The following is a 22,674-nucleotide window of genomic DNA, read 5'->3' as shown; positions in this document are numbered from 1 at the left end:
GGGTTTAATAAATATGGTTAAAAACTTCATGATTTGGATTTATGAAAATTTTATTATTCCTCTTTATGACCGTGCTAGCGTTTTTTTTATACCCTCGAACGGTCTGTTTATTGGATATCTGGTTACAGCTTTGGTAATAGCAGTTATATTTTATGCTTACTCATCCCATAGTACTAACCTCCTGTCTGCACTGAAGGCTGTTATTGGTACTCATGATTTTCGCACCCGGTCTGCAAAAGATGATCTGAAGCTTTTTATTTTTGATAAGATTTTTTTGGGATTCATGTATAGTTTTGTTGCCGGCGCTGCACTTTTCTTTCATGGAGAAGTTATTCATTTTCTTTCATATATAGGAATGCCTACGCAAAAGTATTCCCCCGGACTTTTTCTGGGTATAATCCTTACATTGCTGTCTTTGGTAGTTTTTGATTTTGCGGTTTTTCTTGAACACTATTTTTCCCACAAAATTATTTTTTTATGGGAGTATCATAAAATACACCACATCGCGGAGGAGCTTAATCCACTAACATCATACCGCTCTCATCCAGTCAACCAATGTTGCTTTATTTTGATGGTGAGCTTATTCTCTGGTACTTACTCCGGCATTGTCGATTATTTTTTTGATTCTTCCCATGCTTACATATTATTTGCCGGGCAAAATGTATTTATGTTTATCCTTCTTTTTCTGGGACTCAACCTTCAGCATTCAAAAGTTTTTCTGCGCTACCCTAAAGTTATCAGAAGTATACTTATTAGTCCGGCATACCATCAATTACATCACAGTAGTGACAAAAAGCACTTCGATATAAACTTTGGATTTATTTTCGCTTTCTGGGATAAGTTGTTCAAAAGTCAGTTACAACCTTCCCACGAAAAAAAATTAATATTCGGTGTTAATGGTGAGAAATATGAATGTTATGCTGGTATAAAAAACACATATATCGTCCCTTTCAGAAAGTCTTTCTCCAGAATTAAGCGACGAATGGTCAAAAAAATTTTTTCTAGGTCGCGAAAATAATCTGATCAGTGACTTATAGCATAGAATAAAACCGGATATAGATGATGCTTTCGTTGTTTCCTGTCACCTAATAACAGGTTTGAGACCAACCGTACAGTAAGGAGAAATTTTTCGTCTGAAAAATCGATTCGTAGACAAGAGCATCCGTTAAATGCCAAATTTCGATTAAAAATACATCGTTTTGAGGGTGTTTTTCATTATGATTTATCGGACAAAAAGTCCTTAACGTGTGTAGCCGTTCCATTGAGCATCCCCCTCCCCTTAACCAGCTCAGTGCCATTATTACAGCTAGCAAAAATTTAAACAGCAACGGTCCTGAATCCATTCTTATATTCAACATATCTTCCTCTCCATTTGTGCTCAAATACAAAGGTTTCAGCACCTGATGACGCGTTATGGTGTGTACCAGCAACACCACCACCAGTGATGAAAAAAGACACCTTCAAATCACCGAGGCCCGTCGCAAAATAATGGGGAATGTTTTGGCACACTGCAAACTGGAACGGAAAGAATAAATCTGAAATAAAAAAAGCCTGAGTCCAGTGGAATACCGAACTCAGGCTTTGATGGCTGCTTATATCAGCTAAGACGAATTATACGTCTTTGCTGCCGCGCGAAGCGCGTTTACGATCGTTTTCAGTCAGGTGACGTTTACGAATACGAATAGAAGTAGGTGTCACTTCTACCAGTTCGTCGTCATCGATGAATTCAATCGCTTGTTCCAGGGACATTTTGATAGCCGGAACCAGTGTCGTTGCTTCATCTGTACCCGATGCACGCATGTTGGTCAGTTTCTTACCGGTCAGGCAGTTTACAGTCAGGTCATTAGAGCGGCTGTGAATACCGATAATTTGCCCTTCGTAAACTTCTGCACCGTGACCGAGGAACAATTTACCGCGATCCTGCAGGCTGAACAGTGCAAACGCAACAGCTTTACCCTGACCGTTAGAGATCAGTACGCCATTCTGACGCTGGCCAATTTCACCCGGACGAACATCGTCATAGTGACTGAAGGTGGAGTACAGCAGGCCAGTACCAGAAGTCATCGTCATGAACTCAGTACGGAAACCAATCAGACCACGCGCCGGGATCAGGTAATCAAGACGAATACGACCTTTACCGTCAGGGATCATGTCCTTAACGTCGCCTTTACGCTCACCCATGGCTTGCATGATAGAGCCCTGGTGCTGCTCTTCGATATCCAGAGTCACGTTTTCAAACGGCTCTTGCATACGACCATCGATCATACGGTTGATAACTTTCGGGCGAGATACTGCCAGCTCGAAGCCTTCACGACGCATATTTTCGATAAGAACGGACAGGTGTAACTCACCACGACCAGAAACACGGAATGCATCCGCATCTTCGGTTTCTTCAACACGCAGAGCAACGTTATGCACCAGCTCTTTGTTCAGACGTTCGAGGATCTGACGAGAGGTAACATATTTACCCTCTTTACCACAGAACGGAGAGGTGTTGACGTTGAAGAACATGCTTACTGTTGGTTCATCAACCGACAGAGGTTTCAGCGCTTCAACATTCTGAGTGTCGCACAGGGTATCAGAGATATTCAGTTCACCCAGACCGGTGATAGCAATGATATCACCCGCTTCAGCTTCAGCTGTTTCAATACGCTCCAGACCAAGATGGCCCAGTACTTTACCGACTTTACCGTTACGGGTTTTCCCTTCGGTATCGATAAGCGTGATTTGCTGGTTTGGCTTAACCTTACCGCGTTTGATACGACCAATCCCGATAACACCAACATAGTTGTTGTAATCCAGCTGAGAGATCTGCATCTGGAATGGACCATCAACATCAACATTGGGTGCTGGAACATGGTCAACAATCGCCTGGTACAGCGGGGTCATGTCTGCAGCCATGTCGCTGTGATCATTACCGGCAATACCCATCAGCGCTGACGCATAAATAATCGGGAAATCAAGCTGGTCGTCAGTAGCATCAAGATTAACGAACAGGTCAAATACTTGGTCAACAACCCAGTCAGGGCGAGCACCAGGACGGTCAACTTTGTTGATAACAACAATAGGCTTCAAGCCATGGTCAAACGCTTTTTTAGTGACAAAGCGCGTTTGAGGCATAGGTCCGTCCATTGCATCAACAACCAGCAATACGGAGTCAACCATTGACATTACGCGTTCAACTTCTCCACCGAAGTCGGCGTGTCCTGGGGTATCAACGATGTTGATACGATAGTTATTCCAGTTGATAGCGGTGTTTTTAGCGAGGATGGTAATTCCACGCTCTTTCTCCAAGTCGTTGGAGTCCATCACACGTTCGGTCGCTTCAGCGCGGTCGCTAAAGGTACCAGATTGTTGTAACAGCTTGTCAACCAAGGTAGTTTTACCATGGTCAACGTGCGCGATGATGGCGATATTACGCAAATTTTCGATCACAGATTTGCCTCAGGCATTAGAAATAGCGCGTTATTGTACACGTATTAATCGAAGTACAGAACAGGATCATAAAGAACCTTTACAAACAATATAAGAAGTAAGGGGTTGTGATCGTTTTCACGGAGCAGGCACAGGGATCATAACGTAAATTGCACCAATATAGTGCTCTTGTGTCATAATAAAGCACTATACTGGTGCAAATTATCAGTTATGGTGCGGCCTTTTGCACGCTGACCTGCATAATAGCGCCTTTTTAGGGAAATTTAAAAGTTGGCACAGATTTCGCTTTAAAGAATACAGGCGATGAGCCAAATGTAAAAAGTGTTTGATTACCTCGTTACCCAACGAAATGAACCAATCCTGGAGAGTTTAAGTATGTCCGCTGAACACGTATTGACAATGCTGGATGAGCACGAAGTGAAATTTGTTGATTTGCGCTTTACCGATACTAAAGGTAAAGAGCAACACATCACTATTCCTGCTCACCAAGTAAATGCAGACTTCTTTGAAGAAGGCAAAATGTTTGACGGCTCCTCGATTGGTGGCTGGAAAGGTATTGATGAATCAGACATGGTTCTGATGCCTGACTCAACCACTGCGATGATTGACCCGTTCTTCGAAGATAGTACGCTGATTATCCGTTGTGATATTCTGGAGCCAGGTACGCTGCAAGGCTATGACCGTGACCCACGTTCTATCGCAAAACGCGCTGAAGACTATCTGCGCGCGACTGGCCTGGCAGACACCGTTCTGTTTGGACCAGAGCCAGAATTCTTCCTGTTTGACGATATCCGTTTTGGTAGCTCTATCTCTGGTTCTCACGTTGCTATCGATGATATCGAAGGCGCATGGAATACCGGCACCAAATACGAAGGCGGTAACAAAGGCCATCGTCCAGCGGTTAAAGGCGGTTACTTCCCAGTACCACCGGTTGACTCATCTCAGGATATCCGTTCAGCCATGTGTCTGACCATGGAGCAAATGGGTCTGGTGGTTGAAGCGCATCACCACGAAGTTGCTACCGCAGGTCAAAACGAAATCGCTACTCGTTTTAACACCATGACCAAAAAAGCGGACGAAATTCAGATTTATAAGTATGTGGTTCACAACGTGGCACATGCTTTCGGTAAAACTGCGACCTTTATGCCAAAACCAATGTTTGGTGATAACGGTTCTGGCATGCACTGCCATATGTCTCTGGCAAAAGACGGGGTAAACCTGTTCGCTGGTGATAAATATGCGGGTCTGTCTGAACAAGCACTGTATTACATTGGCGGTGTTATCAAGCACGCTAAAGCACTGAATGCCCTGACTAACCCGACCACTAACTCTTACAAGCGTCTGGTCCCAGGATACGAAGCACCAGTTATGCTGGCCTACTCTGCCCGTAACCGTTCAGCATCTATCCGTATTCCAGTGGTCAGTTCACCAAGAGCACGTCGTATCGAAGTCCGCTTCCCGGACCCGGCCGCTAACCCATACCTGTGCTTTGCAGCACTGCTGATGGCAGGTCTTGACGGTATTAAAAACAAGATCCACCCAGGCGAAGCCATGGACAAAAACCTCTATGACTTGCCACCAGAAGAAGCAAAAGAGATCCCACAGGTTGCAGGTTCTTTAGAAGAAGCTCTGCAAGCACTGGACGAAGACCGTGAGTTCCTGACAGCTGGCGGTGTATTCACCAACGATACTATCGATGCTTATATCGCCCTGCGTACCGAAGAAAATGACCGCGTGCGCATGACTCCGCATCCAGTAGAGTTTGAACTTTACTATAGCGTTTAATTATAGTTTTTTGCCGTGGAATATTTGGCCCATCTCCGGATGGGCTTTTTTCTCCACCCCTGTTTTGCGATAGCGGTATTCTTTAACATCCCACCACTAAGCACTGAAACAGTGTAAGGAGACTGCTGTATGGCAACTGGCACCCTGCCCGATGCTGGGCAGATCCTTAATTATTTAATCAACAGTATTCTGTTGGTTGACGATGACCTTGCGGTGCATTACGCAAATCCCGCCGCCCAGCAATTGCTGGCGCAAAGCGCCCGTAAGCTTTATGACGGCACGCCATTACCGGATTTAATCGGCTATTTTTCACTGAATATCGATGTCATGAAAGAAAGTCTGCAAGACGGACAGGGCTTTACCGATAATGAAGTCACCCTGGTGATTGATGGTCGCTCTAATATCCTGTCTTTGACTGCACAAAGGCTGATGGAGGGCTATATTCTGATCGAAATGGCGCCCATGGATAATCAACGCCGGTTAAGTCAGGAACAGATACAGCACGCTCAACAGCTCGCAGCACGTGATTTAGTGCGTGGACTGGCACATGAAATTAAAAACCCGCTGGGTGGGCTGCGAGGCGCAGCACAACTGCTGAGTAAAGCGCTGCCAGACCCATCGCTTAATGAATACACCAACGTCATTATTGAGCAAGCGGACAGACTAAGAAATTTGGTCGATCGCCTGTTAGGACCACAATTACCCGGAATGCATGTTACCGAGAGCATTCACAAAGTAGCTGAACGTGTCGTGAAACTGGTATCACTGGAACTGCCTGACAACGTTAAGCTAATACGTGATTATGATCCCAGTCTGCCAGAATTTGCTCACGATCCCGACCAGATAGAACAGATTTTACTGAATATTGTCAGAAATGCCTTGCAGGCCCTGGGAAGTGAAGGGGGAGAAATCATTATTCGTACCCGTACTGCCTTCCAGTTAACGCTGCATGGCTCGCGGTATCGTCTGTTGGCGCGAATTGATATTGAAGATAACGGCCCTGGTGTCCCGGCCCATCTACAAGACACGCTGTTCTATCCGATGGTGAGTGGACGAGAAGGGGGTAGCGGGCTCGGCCTGTCTATTGCCCGAAATCTTGTCGATCAGCATTCAGGGAAAATCGAATTCAACAGTTGGCCCGGTCATACCGAATTTTCGGTTTACCTGCCTATTCGGAAGTAGAGGTCTATATGCAACGAGGGATAGTGTGGGTCGTTGACGATGATAGCTCCATTCGCTGGGTGCTTGAGCGCGCGTTAACAGGTAGTGGATTAATCTGCACTGCCTTTGAAAATGGCAATGAAGTCTTAGAGGCCCTGGCGACAAAAACGCCGGATGTTTTAATTTCTGATATCCGCATGCCCGGAATCGATGGCCTGGCCTTGTTAAAACAGATAAAACAGCGTCACCCGATGCTCCCGGTCATCATAATGACGGCTCACTCAGATCTTGATGCAGCAGTCAGTGCCTATCAGCAAGGTGCCTTTGATTATCTGCCAAAACCTTTTGATATTGATGAGGCCGTCGCGCTGGTCGAACGGGCAATCAGCCATTATCAGGAACAGCAGCAGCCCCGTAATGTCCAGGCTAACGGACCGACAACCGATATTATTGGTGAAGCGCCTGCGATGCAGGATGTGTTTCGTATTATTGGTCGTTTGTCGCGCTCGTCAATAAGTGTCCTGATTAACGGTGAGTCCGGGACAGGTAAAGAGCTGGTTGCTCATGCCCTGCATCGCCATAGCCCACGTGTGAAGTCTCCCTTTATCGCTTTGAATATGGCGGCCATCCCGAAGGATTTGATTGAATCTGAGTTATTTGGCCATGAAAAAGGGGCCTTTACCGGGGCAAATCAAATACGTCAGGGGCGTTTTGAACAGGCTGATGGCGGTACATTATTTCTTGATGAAATCGGTGATATGCCGCTGGATGTCCAGACTCGCCTGTTACGTGTACTGGCTGACGGGCAGTTTTATCGCGTTGGCGGTTATGCGCCGGTTAAGGTAGATGTTCGCATCATCGCAGCAACACACCAGAATCTGGAATTGCGGGTGCAAGAGGGTAAGTTCCGTGAGGACTTGTTTCATCGCCTGAATGTCATTCGTATTCACTTACCGCCGCTGCGTGAACGTCGTGAAGATATCCCCCGTCTGACCTGGCATTTCTTGCAAGTTGCCGCACAGGAATTAGGCGTAGAAGCAAAACAGCTCCATCCTGAAACCGAGAGTGCATTAACCCGTCTGGCATGGCCTGGTAACGTACGCCAGTTAGAAAATATCTGTCGCTGGCTGACTGTGATGGCGGCCGGACAAGAAGTTCTGATTCAGGACTTACCCAGCGAGTTATTTGAAACAACAATCACTGAAAATGGCACGGCTCAAATCGATCCGGATAACTGGGCAACACTGCTTAGCCAGTGGGCAGATAAAGCACTACGTTCCGGTCATCAAAATCTGTTAGCCGAAGCGATGCCTGAAATGGAAAGAGTACTGCTCACGACCGCATTGCGTCATACACAGGGACATAAACAAGAAGCGGCTCGTTTACTGGGATGGGGAAGAAATACCCTGACCCGAAAACTGAAAGAGCTGGGAATGGAGTAATGAGGGTCGGCTATATCCAAGCAACTTGAAGTATGATGGATATATACCGAATACCCTTTACGGACCGATAGCAGGCCTTAACCTGCTATCGGTAATATCATATTACGCGTGAAAATTGCTGTAAGCGGGCTTTCTGGCGTAAATAGATATCAAAACACATACAAATATTTCGGATCAGTAAACGGCCTTTGCCTGTAACCTGAATACCCTGCTCCGTCAGCGTGACCAGTCCATCTTTGGCCAGCGGCGCCAAAAGCTGTAAGTCCTCGGAAAAATAGTCTGTTGCGTTAATAGACCACTGCTGCTCAATAGCAGCAAAATTAAGCTGGAAGTTACAGATAAGCGCTTTAATCACATCCCGACGAATACAGTCATCTCGCGTTAAAGCCAGACCTCGCCACAGCGCGCTACCTCGTTCATTGACGTGCTGATAGTAGAGTTTTAACTCTTTCTGATTCTGAGCATAGCAGTCGCCAATCATACTGATCGCCGAAACCCCCATACCTAACAAGTCGCTGTCACCTTCAGTGGTGTAACCCTGAAAATTACGGTGAAGCTGACCTTTACGCTGAGCAATTGCCAGTTCATTGTCCGGGCGGGCAAAATGATCCATACCAATAAACTGATAGCCTGCACCAGTCAGCGAACTGATAGTTTCTTGCAAAATATCCAGTCGTTGCTGAGCACTGGGCAGATCGGCCTCTTTAATTTTGCGCTGAGCCGCAAACAGGGTCGGTAAGTGCGCGTAATTAAATACGCTCAGACGATGCGGATTGAGCTCAATCACGCGCTTAAGCGTAAACGCAAAGCTTTCCGGCGTCTGCTTCGGCAAGCCATAGATCAGGTCAATATTGGTCGAGGTAAATCCAAGTTCACGGGCACGATCCATCAGGGCAAAAATAAACTCTTCATCCTGCTCGCGGTTAACCAGACGCTGTACTTCTTTGTTAAAGTCCTGAACCCCCATACTCAGGCGGTTAAAACCTTCCTGACGCAGGTGATCGAGTACATCCAGCTCAATTTCACGGGGATCAACTTCTATCGATATCTCTGCATCGTCATTAAACCGAAAATGCTGACGAAGCAGCCCCACCAGCCGGGTAATTTGTGCTTTGTTAAGGTAGGTCGGTGTTCCGCCACCCCAGTGCATCTGACTGACATGGCGACCTGCAAATAATGGCGCACGATGGATAATTTCTTGTTCCAACGCGTCAAGATATTGATCGGCCTTATGCTGCTGGCGGGTAACTATTTTATTACAACCACAGAAATAACAGAGCTTATGGCAAAATGGGATATGGATATAGAGCGAAAGTGGGCGCTCCGGATAACGGGCTATCGCCTGTTGAAAATCCGACTCATCAAAGTTCTGTGAGAACTCCAATGCCGTTGGATAAGAGGTGTAACGTGGCCCTGAATAATTATATTTTTGGATCAGCGCCAAATCCCAGTCAATTAACTGCTCAGACATAATCACTCCTTCCGATGGTGCTGCCGCCTAAGCGGAAGGAGAGACTTTCCTCCTCGCACCCTAACCTTGCGCTGTAGTGAGAGTTTCAAGCGCGACAACCGTCGTAGTTTCACGAATAACCCTGCCAGATAACACAGCAAGGGTATGATGACGATAAGAACCGCAAATACGACGGGTGTAATCGTTAGTTACCTTTCAACAGACGCATTAAATCATCGGTTTTTTCTTCTTCTTCATCTTCGTACGTAATGCCCAACTGATCCATCAGCGTATCAATTCTGTCCAGGGTCGCATTAACCCAGTCCTGATCTGATTTACTCAGAGTTTCACCTTCTTCAAGACGCTCCAGCAACCCATCAAGACGCTCGTCGTTTTCCAGTAATGCCAGTTCTGCTTCCGGCGTCAGCGCGGCTGGTTTTTCTGCCTTCACTTTCACAGGACGGACAACAGGTGCAATCACTTCGCCGAGCTGAATCGGTGCTTTACTGCCAATACGCGGATCTTTATCTTTGTTGTTATCCTGTGAGCCTTGTGTCTGCCCTTTACCGCTGGTACGACTTCCCGCCGCATGACCACGGTGTTTTTTCTGACGTTTACGATCACGAGCCTCGCTATCTATCTCTTCACGAGATTTACGGCGGACTTTAGAAGGTTTTTTACCCTGTGGTGCTGAATTTGTCTGCTTCATAATGAGTTTTCTTAGGCCATTTTGTTCAGTATATACCCAAAGTAATTCAAATTGTCTGTAAGCGCGAAGTTCAGCCCATCGATGAGCATAGATAAACTATGTTATTCGACGAACCGGTGACAGGCAGACCTTGGCAACTTGAAATATGACGGGTATAGGATTGCGGCGGAATCTAGCAGAAAGCAAGCAAAGAAAAAAGGCGACAGTATAAACTGTCGCCTTTTTTCTTTACTTTCGCCCTGTAAAGGGTTCCACAATCCCTGTATATGTATAACAATCCTTGTCTATTTGCGACAAACCCTGTCTAATCCATTATCAGCGACATCAACTTGTCTTCCATTTCCATTTGAAACTCTTAGAGCCATGCCTCCTGGCCTGTATGGTTCGCCGTCTCCCTGACGCTCCTGAACCGATGCTCTAAGTGATAATCCATTCTGGCTCCCTTGCCGATGTGATACATTATATTGAGATTCTATTTATAAATGACGTTACAAAAGAGCGCTCAGATATTTCAAATTATCGTTTTTTTATATAACTTAATGAAAATAATAGTAAATACTAACTTTCAGCAACGAATTTAACCTCTATATCCCTCATCAACTATGGCAAATGTCTCACAAACTCAATCCGTTATTAGGAAGTTTTATTGCCTGGATGAGAAACGCCGTGTTTTCTGCTTATTCAGGTATAATCACAACTATTGCTTATCCTGACAGAGATAACCGTTTTGAAAAATTGGAATTATCAACAAACAAAATTCGTACTCAGTGCACCAGATATCCGTCATCTGCCTTCAGATACCGGTATTGAGGTTGCTTTCGCAGGCCGTTCTAACGCTGGAAAGTCCAGTGCACTTAACACCCTGACTAACCAAAAAGGTCTTGCCCGAACCAGTAAAACACCGGGCCGTACTCAGCTTATCAACTTGTTCGAAGTGGCTGAGGGTAAACGTCTGGTGGACTTACCCGGCTACGGTTACGCTGAAGTACCAGAAGAAATGAAACTCAAATGGCAGCGCGCTCTGGGTGAATATCTGCAAAAACGTCAATGTCTACAAGGTCTGGTGGTACTGATGGATATTCGTCACCCGCTAAAAGATCTCGACCAACAGATGATTAGCTGGGCAGTGCAGAGCAACCTATCGGTCATGATACTACTGACCAAAGCCGACAAACTAGCTTCCGGTGCACGTAAAGCACAGTTGAACAAAGTCCGGGAAGAAGTACTGGCCTTTAACGGTGATATTCAAGTCGAAGCGTTCTCTTCGCTGAAGAAACTGGGGGTCGATATACTGCGCCACAAGCTGGATAGCTGGTATAACGATCTCGAGCCAATTGTTGAAGAAGAAAACGACGCTGAATGATCGACGCAAAAATGTTCTTTGATGCATAAAAAACGCCCCAGCCATTTCTGACTGGGGCGGCTAAACTATTCAGCCAAATCCGATTACGTGAAGTAAAAGGTCTGAAAGATAGAACATCTTACCTCTGTACCCTACAAAGATAACTTTACTCCTTTTTTTTCACTTGAAAAGACTTTTTTGTAGTTTTTTTTCACTTTTTGCATTTCGTTCTTTAACTGTCATCACAAAATACGATTACCAATGTTGCTTAGTTACAAAAAAAGAGAACGATAATTTCTGCTGAGAGCCAGCTCCGCCAGACAGATGTTATTACAGTCAGCCTGAACCCGGACAGCACTCGCAATACGTAAGATTTCTGAGCACTGCCTGAGGTCAAAATAGTAAAAAATAGCCTGAAGGGATAGACTCTTAGTGGGCTTCATCCCAATTTTTACCGCTACCGACTTCAACTAACAAAGGCACATCCAGTTTCATACTGTTTTCCATCAATTCATGGATTTTCTGCGAAGCACTCGCTATATCATCCTGATGAACCTCGAATACCAGTTCATCGTGAACCTGCATAATCATTTTAACCCGGGGCTTGTCCTGCTCCAGCCAGGCATCTACGGCTATCATAGCGCGCTTAATGATATCCGCCGCTGTACCTTGCATTGGCGCATTGATTGCCGCTCTTTCAGCACCAGCACGTCTGAGGCCATTACTGGCATTGATCTCTGGTAAATATAAACGACGCCCATCCAGCGTTTCTACGTACCCCTGCTCTTTGGCTTGTGCACGTGTGCGTTCCATATACTCAAGCACGCCCGGATAACGCTCAAAATAGAGATCCATATATTTCTGGGACTCATGGCGCGGAATATTTAACTGACGGGACAGACCAAAAGCACTCATGCCATAAATCAGACCAAAGTTAATCGCCTTCGCACTGCGTCGTTGCTCGGAAGTCACACTTTCCAGTGGGATACCAAATACTTCAGCCGCAGTCGCCCGGTGAATATCTTGCCCCGCCGCAAAAGCACTCAGCAGACCTTTATCACGCGAGAGGTGTGCCATTATGCGTAACTCTATCTGTGAGTAGTCCGCAGAGACTATCAGATAGTCATCAGGGGCAATAAATGCCTGTCTGATCCGACGCCCCTCTTCATTACGTACCGGGATATTTTGTAAGTTCGGTTCGGTTGATGATAACCGTCCGGTTGCAGTTACAGCCTGATGGTAAGAGGTATGAACGCGCCCAGTTTTCGGGTTAATCATCAGTGGCAGTTTATCTGTATACGTCGACTTCAGCTTTGCCAGGCCGCGATATTCGAGGATCACTTTCGGTAACGGATAGTCCAGAGCCAGCTCTTCAAGGACCTCTTCGGAGGTAGAAGGCGCACCGCCAGGCGTTTTTTTCAGTGGTTTAATCCCCTGTTTTTCAAACAGGATAGTCTGTAGCTGTTTCGGCGAGGAAAGATTGAATGCTTCACCCGCTAATTCATGTGCTTTAAGCTCAAGCTCGGCAAGACGCACAGTCAGTTGTTCAGAATGCGCGTGTAAAATAGCCGGATCAATCTTTACGCCGCCACGTTCAATACGTGAGATTACCGGTACCAGCGGCATTTCAATCTCTTTAAAGATAGCCAGCGGTCCCGCTTCTTTTTCAAGCCGTGGCCACATTTTTAAATGTAGCTGTAACGTCACATCAGCGTCTTCAGCAGCATAACGGCCGGCGGTTTCGAGATCGATTTGATTAAAGGTGAGCTGTTTCTTACCTTTACCGGCGATCTCTTCAAAAGAGATAGTGGTATGGTTTAACCAGCGAGCCGCCAGACTGTCCATATCATGACGCCCGGACACGCTATCAAGAATATAAGACTCGAGCATGGTATCAAACGCGATCCCCTGTAGTTCAATGCCATAGTTAAGCATGACCCCGCGATCGTATTTCAGATTCTGGCCTACTTTTAACTTCTGCTTATCTTCCAGCAGCGGTTTGAGCAGCTCAAGTACGCGTTCACGTGCCAGCTGAGGTGGAACATCCAGATAATCATGAGCAACCGGAATATAACAAGCGATACCCGGCTCTGTGGCAAACGAGAGCCCAACCAGATTAGCATTGAGATTATCGAGACTATCCGTTTCGGTGTCGAAGGCAAATAATGGTGCCTGATTCAAACGTTCTACCCACTCCAGCAGAACATTTTCATCAAGAATAGTTACGTAGTTATCGTAAGAAAGAGCCTCTGTAACCTCTTTTTCCGACTCCTCATGCTTAACGCTGTTAACTGTCACAGGCATCGGTTTAGAGCCTTTTGCCAGTAACCACTTCCCTGTCTCAACATCGGCTATCCAGCGTTTAAATTCGTACTGCGTGAATAGCTCATGAAGACGCTCTGCCGCGGGTGACTGGATAGTCAGTTGTTCGCAAGAGAGATCTAACGCCACATCGGTCTTGATAGTCGCCAGTTTATAAGAGAGATAAGCCATCTCTTTATTCTGTTCCAGTTTCGCAGCCATCGTTTTAGCGCCACGGAACGAGAGTTCGGCAATTTTTTCTGGACTGGCATAGAGCGTATCCAGCCCTCCCAGCCCCTGTAGCAAGGCCTGAGCCGTTTTCTCACCCACACCGGGTACACCGGGGATATTATCGGATGAGTCGCCCATCAGCGCGAGGAAATCGATAATCAGCGCCGGTGGAACACCATATTTTGTCAAGACCTCTTCCGGACCTAATACGGTATTCGTCATGGTATTAATTAGCGTAATCGCCGGTGTCACTAGCTGGGCCATATCCTTGTCACCGGTGCTGATAAGCACTGAACGACCAGCACGTTCAGCTTCCTGCGCCAGAGTACCAATCACATCATCAGCCTCAACACCGGAAACCGCCAATAGCGGTAGTCCCATTGCTTTGACCATCTCATGAAGCGGCTCAATTTGCGCCCGTAGATCATCCGGCATCGGTGGTCGATGAGATTTATAATCCTCAAACAGCTCATCACGGAACGTTTTACCCTTGGCATCAAACACCACCGCAGCATGCGTCGGCTGATACTGCATAATAAGGCTGCGCAGCATATTCAAAACGCCATACATAGCACCTGTAGGTTCCCCACGACTATTGGTTAGTGGTGGAAAAGCGTGATATGCCCGATAAAGATATGAAGAGCCATCAACGAGAATTAGCGGGTTATCTGCAATCTGAGCCATAATGTTTCGTTCCATGCCTGGTAATTAATCTATGCTAAAGGATGCCATAGCCTGGGCCAAAACATGAAATTTTGGCGCAAAGATCCTGAAAAGAATTCCACACAGAACGATCTGTTAAAGGGATCGTCCTGTGGATAACTTTGTGTACAATTTTATATCCAATTTATTGCATTTATTGTTTATATATAACAAAACAAAAAAAAGTCATTTTTTTCATGAGGTTACACAGCAAGCCATTCAAACAGTGGAATAGAACAATTAATAACTCAATGTGGATATAAAAGTCCATTTATGCCGTTCATAGTAAAATATTTCTCTGTCTCTCGTAGGAGGTAAAATCATTTTTGTATCAAGAACCCCGTAGTATTGGTTTTCTGTTAAAATCCGATACCCAGGATATTTGCTCTCTTATACCCTATTATTGAAAAAGTCATTTATGTCGAGATTACTCTCACCGTTTGTACTGATATTAAGTGTTGTTTTGACCATTCTGGTCACGATCGCTTGCTCTGTACCTATAATTATTGCCGGCGCCATCAAGTTACTCCTTCCCATAGCCTCAGTTTCGCGTGCAATGTCAGCCTTTGCAGAACTAATGATGTATTGTTGGTGCGAGGCCTTAGCACTATTAATTCAACTTAATCCCCATCTGGTATGGGATATTCAGGGGCTAGAGGGGCTGAGCAAAAAGAGCTGGTATTTATTGATCTGCAATCATCAAAGTTGGGCAGATATTGTCATTTTGTGTGTGCTGTTTCGTAAACACATACCGATGAATAAATATTTTCTTAAGCAACAGTTGGCCTGGATCCCTTTTCTTGGGCTCGCCTGCTGGGCATTGGGAATGCCTTTTATGAAACGTTATTCACGTGGCTATCTACTACGCCACCCCGAACGGCGCGGCAAAGATATCGACACCACACGTCGTTCTTGTCTGAAATTCCGTAATCATCCAACAACTATTGTTAACTTTGTGGAAGGGTCTCGTTTTACCCCTGAAAAAAGTCGTCAGACCCGCTCATCCTTCAAGAATTTATTAGCACCTAAAGCCGCCGGAATCGCCATGGCATTAAGCGTTCTGGGTGATCAGTTCAATAAATTACTGAATGTCACACTGTGCTACCCGGAAAATATTCAGTCTCCGTTCTACGATATGTTAAGCGGAAAAATGACCCGTATTATTGTTCGTATTTCTTTATTACCAGTGACAGAAGACTTGCACGGTGATTATCTCAACGATAACAATTTCAAACGTCGCTTTCAGCTATGGCTAAACACATTATGGGATGAAAAAGACAGTCAGCTTGAAACATTATACCAGCAAGATAAACAAGCCTTAGAAAACAAAAAAGCCTGAGTACATACCATACTCAGGCCTGATGAAAAAATACCGTCAAGTTATTTTTTTTCTACCAAGTGTTTCACAGTATTTGCATATTCCTGGACAAAAACATCCAAGTCACTGGTATTCATACCTTGTGAATTTAGCATATATTTACCATCAACATACATTGCTGGTACGCCACGTAACTGGAAGTCAGCCGCAGCTTTCTCTTGCTGAGCAACCAGAGATTTGACCACAAAGCTATTTAAGGCTGCATCATACTCTTCAGCGGGTACGCCGGCATCAATAAACACTTTACGGATATCAGCTTCATTCTGTACGGTCTGCGTTTTTTGGATTGCTTCAAACATTGGCACAGTCACTTTATCTTCTACGCCCAGGGCCATGGCAACAGCCCATGCTTGAGTGACTTGTTTACCTAAAGGACCAAGAAATTCAACATGATATTTTACTAATTTGGTACCTTCTGGCAGTTTTTTCTTCACGTTATCAGAAACGTGCAATACATCTTCAAACTGATAGCAGTGTGGGCAGTAGAAGGAGAAGAACTCCAGCACCTCCGGTGCGCCTGCTACCGGCTTATCAATTGTAATATATTGTTTACCATTAGTAATATCTGCAGCAGATGCACTAAATGCCAGAACTATACCAGCCAGCGCCAGCCAAATTTTCTTCATCATCAAATCTCTCCTGAATTTTGTATTCACAGTTAATACATTGGTGCTAATTGTAACGGCGGTTCACGAAGAACCCGAACTTGCTCGGTAAATATTGTTGTTTGCCTTAGCCAGAAATCCTCTTCCAGTAACCACGGGAAATTTCTTGGAAAAGCAGGATCGTCCCAACGCCGCATCAACCACGCCAGATAGTGGACAATACGCATTCCACGCAAAGGTTCGATCAGCGCAATTTCGCGAGTATCAAAGGAGGAAAATTCTTCATAAGCCTCAATAATGGTTTCAAGCTGCATACGCTGCTCGACTTTATCGCCATTAAGTAACATCCAAATATCCTGAACTGCCGGACCATTACGCGCGTCATCAAGATCAACAAACAACGGTCCGTCACGCCAGAGAATATTTCCCGGATGGCAGTCACCATGCAGGCGTAATAACTCGGCATCACCAGACCAATGCTGCTCGACTTCATTAATCAGTGTATCTGTCGCTGCCAGAAAGGCTGACTTAAGAGAATCAGGGATCATAACACTATCTTCAAATAGCACCCGAGGTTGCCACATATATTCATCCAGACCGATAGTGGGTCTGGCTTGAAACAGAGAGCGCCGACCTGTTTGATGGATACGCCCCAGATAACGACCGACCCACTCCATCTGGTCGATATTATCAGTTTCATACTGACGTCCTCCAAGGCTCGGGAACACAGCAAACATAAACCCCTGATAATGGAGTAGTGTTTTGCCGTCAAAGCTCAGTGGTGCCGCCAGAGGGACTTCTTCTTCAAATAGTGCTTGAGCAAAGCGATGTTCTTCTTCTATCTGTTCCGCTGACCAGCGACATGGGCGATAAAACTTCACCACATAACGCCTGCGATCTTCGTCCTGGAATTGATAAACCCGATTCTCAAAACTGTTTAATGGCGTCAGCCCCGAATCCACACGGATGCCCTGCTCAAAGAGGGCATTCATAATGGTATCAGGATGCAGAGTCTGGAAATTAAAAGCGCTGTCTTTCATCCGGTAACCGACTATCAATACGAATGGTTCAGAATAACACTCTAAACAGGCTTAACATTACCGGCTTACAAGGTTTTACTCTTTAATAACACCCCGGGCGCGTAATAGTGCCGTTTTAAAGTCATCTTCATAATCTTTTTGAATACCTGGTATTACGGCATCTTTAGCCGAGTCTCGCATTTTCAGATGATAAATCAATATGTCATCAGTCAGAGAGGCAAGATCTCCACTATAACCTGACTCCTGAGCCAGTTTCTGTAAGAATTGTATCAGATTAAGATCGGGCTCTTTGCTCCATGCGGGTTGCAAAAGTTCGAGTAGTTCATTAAGACGTTTACATTTCATTTTGTATTCCTGTCACAAGTGAGATACCACAAGGTATCAAGCTTAATCCCACATTAAAAGAGGTGGTAATGGTGCAGCAACGGGCAAAAATAACGGGTGTCGTACTGGCCGGTGGTCAGGGAAGCCGTATGGGTGGAGAAGATAAAGGCCTGGTGTTGCTTAATGGTATAGCACTCTTTCAATATGTGCTGGAAACATTACGTCCTCAGGTCAGCCAACTGGCTATCAGTGCTAACCGACATATCGATATCTATCAGCAAGCAGGTGTTCCTGTTATAGCTGATTCGTTACCGGACTATCCGGGGCCTCTTGCCGGGATGCTAGCGGTGATGGAGGCGATAAAAAGTGAATGGTTTCTGTTTGTACCTTGTGATACTCCCAATATTCCTTCTCACCTGGTCTCATCTCTTTGGGATGGCCTTGGTAATCCAGCTATCGCTGCGGTATGGGTCAATGACAGTGAGCGAGACCATCCAGGAATAGCATTAGTTCATCACTCTGCAAGAGTAGCACTAAGAGCCTATTTATTTGCAGGCGAAAGACGTGTGATGCAGTTTTTACGAAGTATCGGCGGGAAAGCGGTTATCTTTGATAACTCACTCACTGACTTTGCGAATATCAATACATTCGATGAGTTATCCAACTGGCAGGAGTCTGGACAATGATACCTTTACTGGCTATTTCAGCCTGGAGCGGAACCGGAAAAACAACCCTACTGAAGCAATTGATCCCGCTATTACGCGCCAGAAATATCCGCCCGGGCCTGATTAAGCACACTCATCATAATATGGACGTTGATACTCCAGGAAAAGATAGCTACGAGTTGCGTAAAGCCGGAGCAGAACAAACCATTGTGGCCAGCCAGCAGCGCTGGGCACTGATGACAGAAACACCTGAGTTACCGCCGCTGTCCTTATCTTATTTAGTCTCAAGAATGGATCATTCAACTCTGGATCTTGTTTTAGTTGAAGGTTTTAAGCATGAAGAAATAGCAAAAATATTACTTTATCGCCAAGAGGCTGGACATACATTACATGAACTGATTCTCGACCCCTATGTGATTGCGCTGGCGAGTGATGTTCCTATAAATATGCCGGTCCCTGTTCTGCCACTTAATGAACCACAGATTATTGCTGATTTTATCTGCCAGTGGTTAAACAGAACAACATAATATATATCTTAGGCTTCTCCAGAAGCCTTAGCTGCAGATTCTCTGTCAACTATTCTGATACGGAGGATAAAATATTTAATTAGGGTGATAGTTTAAGTATTTGTACAGATTTCACCACAAAACAAATTAACACATATTAAATTTCTTTAATGTCAATTAAGATAATACAAATAACGCAAGGGCAATCATTTTATTCACCGAGATAATTTTCAGGAAGGATATATTGTCAACGTGAAACAACCAGGAATAAATTGTATTTATTTAATCTTTAGTAAAAACAAAACCATGCAGACAGACACCAAGAAATTAATATAATAAAATGTTGCAACAAGGATATTAAATGGCAGGTGCGCACATTAAAACCATATATTTCCAACACACATAATACATCACAAACAAATAATATATTACATCTCATTAGATCATATATTATTATCAGGATGTAGTTTAAAAAAACATCTCATCATAACTAAATTATTTATCACTTTTAATATCATTAACTATGAAGTCATAGTTTTCATTACCTACCATAATGACATTATTAGTTCGGTCCAACCTATAAGCACAATGGAGGTGCTCGTGATGCAATCAGGATAATAAGACATTTAGATGATGAGAGTTCAGTTAACAACCTAATACTTTGTAACTAAATTAAATGATCATCGTTATCACACACTATTTTTCATAGCAAGTGACAATGATTGACATTCATCTAAATAATGTAGTGGAAGATATTCTATGAGTTATAGAAAAAATTTAAAAAAAAGTAAATTATTTATTTTATTATTGTCCTGCCTGATGCTGGCAGCCATAAAGACATATGCTCATCCCCCAAAAAATACCATCCCGCAATCCCTTAACGTTACCTCCAGTAACCGGAGTACTGCAGATGATTATTATGATAGTTACAGGAGTAGTGATTCGGAAGAATCGTCTTATTCACAAAGGCGCGAGATAATAAATAATCGTTTGAATAAAAGATATAGTTTTCAATTACCTGATTCTAATCAGGCTGACCAAACGCTGGGAAATACAGCTAAACGTCATGGCGGTTCTGATGAAAAACCTAATCTCGAGAGCAATCCACCGGAGCCATCTTATGATTTTTACGAAATCAGTCGACTGCTTGCTGATTCAATGATGGGCAAGAGCAATAAACCAACCAGTACTACTAGAACATCCGATTTAAAAAACTCTACAATCCCGTCTGAAAATTTTATAACAGCACGTAAATATTTACAGAGTTTTTTTACATCTACTCCACCTACACCAACACCTGCACCATCCGGACCTATACCAACTCCTCCCTCCTTGCCATCTGTGTCTAATCCATCGGCACCTGCATCACCTGGGTCTATACCAATTCCACCCCCCTTGCCATCTGTGTCTAATCCATCTGCACCTGCATCACCTGGGTCTATACCAATTCCGCCCCCCTTGCCATCAGCGTTGAGCGTTAAACCTGATTCATCTGCATCTACATCATCTGGGCCTATACCCACTTCGCCCGCCTTACCATCTGTGCTGAGCGTTAAACCTGATCCATCTGCATCTACATCTGCTGGGTCTATACCAATTCCGCCTCCCTTGCCATCTGCGTTGAGCGTTAAACCTGATTCATCTGCATCTACATCATCTGGGCCTATACCCACTTCGCCCGCCTTGCCATCTGTGTTGAGCGTTAAACCTGATCCATCTGCATCTACATCTGCTGGGCCTATACCCACTTCGCCCGCCTTACCATCTGTGTCGAGCACTGAATCTGACTCAAGTGATGCGGGCCAGGAGTTGAGTAATGCGATTGATAATACTGAAGGATCAGAATCTTACGTGACAAGTAGTCAAGAACTAGATATAGATGCCAGCTACACTAAACATAAATTAAAAAACATTTATAGCTCAGGTAAATTTATATTTTCAAAAGGAGATAAAAGTGAAGTTAATTTAATTATTACTGGAAATTATATTGGCAAAAATGGCTTTATCAGCTTAAGTCCTACTGCAGTAAAAAATAACATGGTATTAAATAGATTAATTATTAGGGGTAATAGTTCAGGATTAACAAATGTGTCGATAAAAAATATTGGCGGTACAGATAGCTCCTCTCTTAATGATCTTAAACTTATCCATGTCGATGGGCTTTCTGAAGGTATTTTTAATCAAGCTGGACGTATTACAGCAGGAGCTTATGATTACTCCTTGGTCCGTGGAGATGGCAATAATAGGGGAAACTGGTATCTGACTAATAAACACAACTCAAATAACCGTATTGAGCGTCCAGAGGCTGCAAGCTATATTGCAAATTTGAGTGCATCAAATACCTTATTTACTACGACATTGAACGATCGTCCAGGTGAAACACAGTTTACTGATAGACAAACGGGTAAAAAGAAAATCACTAGCTTGTGGCTACGCCAAGTCGGTAATAATAATAACTGGTATGACAGTAACAATCAGCTAAAAACACAGAGTAAAAGTTACGTTACCATGTTAGGTGGTGATGTAATGAAGTGGAGTAGCAATGGTCATAAACAGGGACGTTTGGGTCTGATGGCCGGTTATGGAAATAACAGCAGTAATAGCCGATCTTCAATCACAAATTACCATTCAAAAGGGTCTGTTGAAGGCTATAGCATCGGATCTTATGCTACTTGGTTTACCAATAATACGGATAAATTAGGTCTGTATGTCGATGGTTGGATACAGTATAACTGGTTGAATAACCACGTACATGGACAGAAACTTCCAAAAGAAAATTATAAGTCAAAGGGGATAAACGCTGCCATTGAAACAGGTTATACCATCAAAGTAGGTGAGTTTATCAAACATCAAGGAATGGCTGAGCAGTGGTTTATTCAGCCACAGACTCAGATAACCAAAATGGGTGTGAAGGCTAAAAAACACAGAGAAGCAAATGGTACTCGTGTCATCGGTGGTGGAAAAGGTAATATTCAGACACGCTTGGGGATCAGAACATATCTGAAAGGTCAGCATGCTATGGATAAGGATAAAAACCGTGAGTTTGAACCCTTTATTGAAGCAAACTGGCTTCATAATACTCGTAAATTTGACACGACCCTGGATGGGGATAGTATCTCTCAGGCTGGTACGCGCAATATAGGGGAAGTCAAAGTCGGTATTGCGGGTAAATTTAATTCACAAGTAAATATATGGGGAAATATCGGAACTCAGATCGCTGATAAAGGTTATAGCAATACCAGTGTAACGGTTGGAGTTAAATATAACTTTTAATATCACCTATATTTAATAACTTAAAAATATTCACAAATCCCAGCCGAAAGACTGGGGTTTGTGCTTAATTGATGCCAGGCAGTTCCCTGGACTCGCACAGAGAGCCCCTACCCTACCCTCGCTGCATGGCCCGTCCTGTGTCTTTTCTGCCCTCATCTGCCGCCTTGTCTCAGGGCAAAATCCGGCGGACGCCGGGTATTTTCTGGTGCCCGGAACGCAAAAAACCCCAGCCTTTCGACTGGGGTTTCTGCTTATTTGATGCCTGGCAGTTCCCTGGACTCGCATGGGGAGACCCCACACTACCATCGGCGCATGGCGTTTCACT

Annotated in this window: 18 protein-coding genes; 10 read left to right on the top strand and 8 right to left on the bottom strand. The window is 44.5% G+C overall.

Features of this window, described 5'->3' with window-relative positions; all coding sequences use genetic code 11:
* Positions 1–13 precede the first annotated feature (13 nt).
* Entirely contained in the window at positions 14–1,018 is a 1,005-nt protein-coding gene (locus Q1A40_RS12905; RefSeq protein ID WP_300000682.1) for a sterol desaturase family protein, read from the top strand.
* Between the two features lie 593 nt (positions 1,019–1,611).
* Here Q1A40_RS12905 and typA read toward each other — a convergent pair.
* Positions 1,612–3,435: a ribosome-dependent GTPase TypA gene (typA, locus tag Q1A40_RS12900; RefSeq protein ID WP_300000681.1), complete on the bottom strand. Its 1,824-nt coding sequence runs from the start codon at positions 3,433–3,435 to the stop codon at positions 1,612–1,614.
* Positions 3,436–3,810: 375 nt separating this feature from the next.
* Here typA and glnA point away from each other — a divergent pair, with 375 nt between their 5' ends.
* The 3 genes from glnA (at position 3,811) to glnG (ending at position 7,823) form a co-directional block, all read left to right on the top strand.
* Positions 3,811–5,220, top strand: coding sequence for a glutamate--ammonia ligase (gene glnA / locus Q1A40_RS12895; RefSeq protein WP_300000679.1), 1,410 nt, complete (start codon positions 3,811–3,813; stop codon positions 5,218–5,220).
* 129 nt (positions 5,221–5,349) lie between these two features.
* Positions 5,350–6,402, top strand: a complete 1,053-nt coding sequence (gene glnL / locus Q1A40_RS12890; RefSeq protein ID WP_300000677.1) for a nitrogen regulation protein NR(II) — start codon at positions 5,350–5,352, stop codon at positions 6,400–6,402.
* Positions 6,403–6,410: 8 nt separating this feature from the next.
* Complete coding sequence (glnG, locus tag Q1A40_RS12885; RefSeq protein ID WP_300000675.1) at positions 6,411–7,823, top strand: nitrogen regulation protein NR(I); 1,413 nt, start codon at positions 6,411–6,413, stop codon at positions 7,821–7,823.
* A gap of 97 nt (positions 7,824–7,920) precedes the next feature.
* Here the strand turns inward: glnG and hemN are convergent, their stop codons facing one another.
* On the bottom strand, positions 7,921–9,294 hold the full coding sequence (gene hemN, locus Q1A40_RS12880; protein WP_300000673.1) for an oxygen-independent coproporphyrinogen III oxidase: 1,374 nt from the start codon (positions 9,292–9,294) through the stop codon (positions 7,921–7,923).
* Positions 9,295–9,478: 184 nt separating this feature from the next.
* Complete coding sequence (yihI, locus tag Q1A40_RS12875; RefSeq protein WP_300000672.1) at positions 9,479–9,982, bottom strand: Der GTPase-activating protein YihI; 504 nt, start codon at positions 9,980–9,982, stop codon at positions 9,479–9,481.
* Positions 9,983–10,709: 727 nt separating this feature from the next.
* Here yihI and yihA point away from each other — a divergent pair.
* A complete protein-coding gene (yihA, locus tag Q1A40_RS12870; protein WP_300000671.1) occupies positions 10,710–11,345 on the top strand; it encodes a ribosome biogenesis GTP-binding protein YihA/YsxC in 636 nt (211 codons plus the stop codon).
* A gap of 408 nt (positions 11,346–11,753) precedes the next feature.
* On the opposite strand, the gene polA is transcribed toward yihA, so the two are convergent.
* Complete coding sequence (polA, locus tag Q1A40_RS12865) at positions 11,754–14,540, bottom strand: DNA polymerase I (RefSeq protein WP_300000669.1); 2,787 nt, start codon at positions 14,538–14,540, stop codon at positions 11,754–11,756.
* A 436-nt stretch (positions 14,541–14,976) separates the two neighbouring features.
* On the opposite strand from polA, the gene Q1A40_RS12860 reads away from it, so the two are divergent.
* Positions 14,977–15,897 carry an acyltransferase gene (locus tag Q1A40_RS12860; RefSeq protein ID WP_300000667.1) on the top strand — a complete coding sequence of 307 codons (921 nt, stop codon included), beginning with the start codon at positions 14,977–14,979 and terminating at the stop codon, positions 15,895–15,897.
* 41 nt (positions 15,898–15,938) lie between these two features.
* Here the strand turns inward: Q1A40_RS12860 and dsbA are convergent, their stop codons facing one another.
* The 3 genes from dsbA to Q1A40_RS12845 all read right to left on the bottom strand — a co-directional run bounded on the left by dsbA (position 15,939) and on the right by Q1A40_RS12845 (position 17,926).
* Positions 15,939–16,562: a thiol:disulfide interchange protein DsbA gene (dsbA, locus tag Q1A40_RS12855; RefSeq protein WP_300000887.1), complete on the bottom strand. Its 624-nt coding sequence runs from the start codon at positions 16,560–16,562 to the stop codon at positions 15,939–15,941.
* Positions 16,563–16,594: 32 nt separating this feature from the next.
* Entirely contained in the window at positions 16,595–17,581 is a 987-nt protein-coding gene (locus tag Q1A40_RS12850; protein WP_300000665.1) for a serine/threonine protein kinase, read from the bottom strand.
* A 75-nt stretch (positions 17,582–17,656) separates the two neighbouring features.
* Positions 17,657–17,926, bottom strand: a complete 270-nt coding sequence (locus Q1A40_RS12845) for a YihD family protein (protein ID WP_259052969.1) — start codon at positions 17,924–17,926, stop codon at positions 17,657–17,659.
* 71 nt (positions 17,927–17,997) lie between these two features.
* Between Q1A40_RS12845 and mobA the strand changes: the two genes are divergently transcribed.
* On the top strand, positions 17,998–18,591 hold the full coding sequence (gene mobA, locus Q1A40_RS12840) for a molybdenum cofactor guanylyltransferase MobA (RefSeq protein WP_300000886.1): 594 nt from the start codon (positions 17,998–18,000) through the stop codon (positions 18,589–18,591).
* Complete coding sequence (mobB, locus tag Q1A40_RS12835) at positions 18,588–19,097, top strand: molybdopterin-guanine dinucleotide biosynthesis protein MobB (protein ID WP_300000662.1); 510 nt, start codon at positions 18,588–18,590, stop codon at positions 19,095–19,097. The genes mobA and mobB overlap by 4 nt, the downstream gene beginning before the upstream one ends.
* A 1,106-nt stretch (positions 19,098–20,203) precedes the next feature.
* Here mobB and Q1A40_RS12830 read toward each other — a convergent pair.
* The gene (locus tag Q1A40_RS12830) at positions 20,204–20,824 is read right to left on the bottom strand and encodes a hypothetical protein (RefSeq protein ID WP_300000660.1); all 621 of its coding nucleotides are present in this window, start codon (positions 20,822–20,824) and stop codon (positions 20,204–20,206) included.
* Positions 20,825–20,927: 103 nt separating this feature from the next.
* Between Q1A40_RS12830 and Q1A40_RS12825 the strand changes: the two genes are divergently transcribed.
* On the top strand, positions 20,928–22,349 hold the full coding sequence (locus tag Q1A40_RS12825; protein ID WP_300000658.1) for an autotransporter outer membrane beta-barrel domain-containing protein: 1,422 nt from the start codon (positions 20,928–20,930) through the stop codon (positions 22,347–22,349).
* A 137-nt stretch (positions 22,350–22,486) separates the two neighbouring features.
* Positions 22,487–22,674: hypothetical protein (locus Q1A40_RS12820; RefSeq protein WP_300000656.1), on the top strand; the 188-nt coding region annotated here is incomplete at its 3' end.

Source organism: uncultured Cedecea sp. (assembly GCF_947498825.1).
Taxonomy (GTDB): Bacteria; Pseudomonadota; Gammaproteobacteria; order Enterobacterales; family Enterobacteriaceae; genus JGM124.
This window is presented reverse-complemented; position numbering and strand designations above follow the sequence as displayed.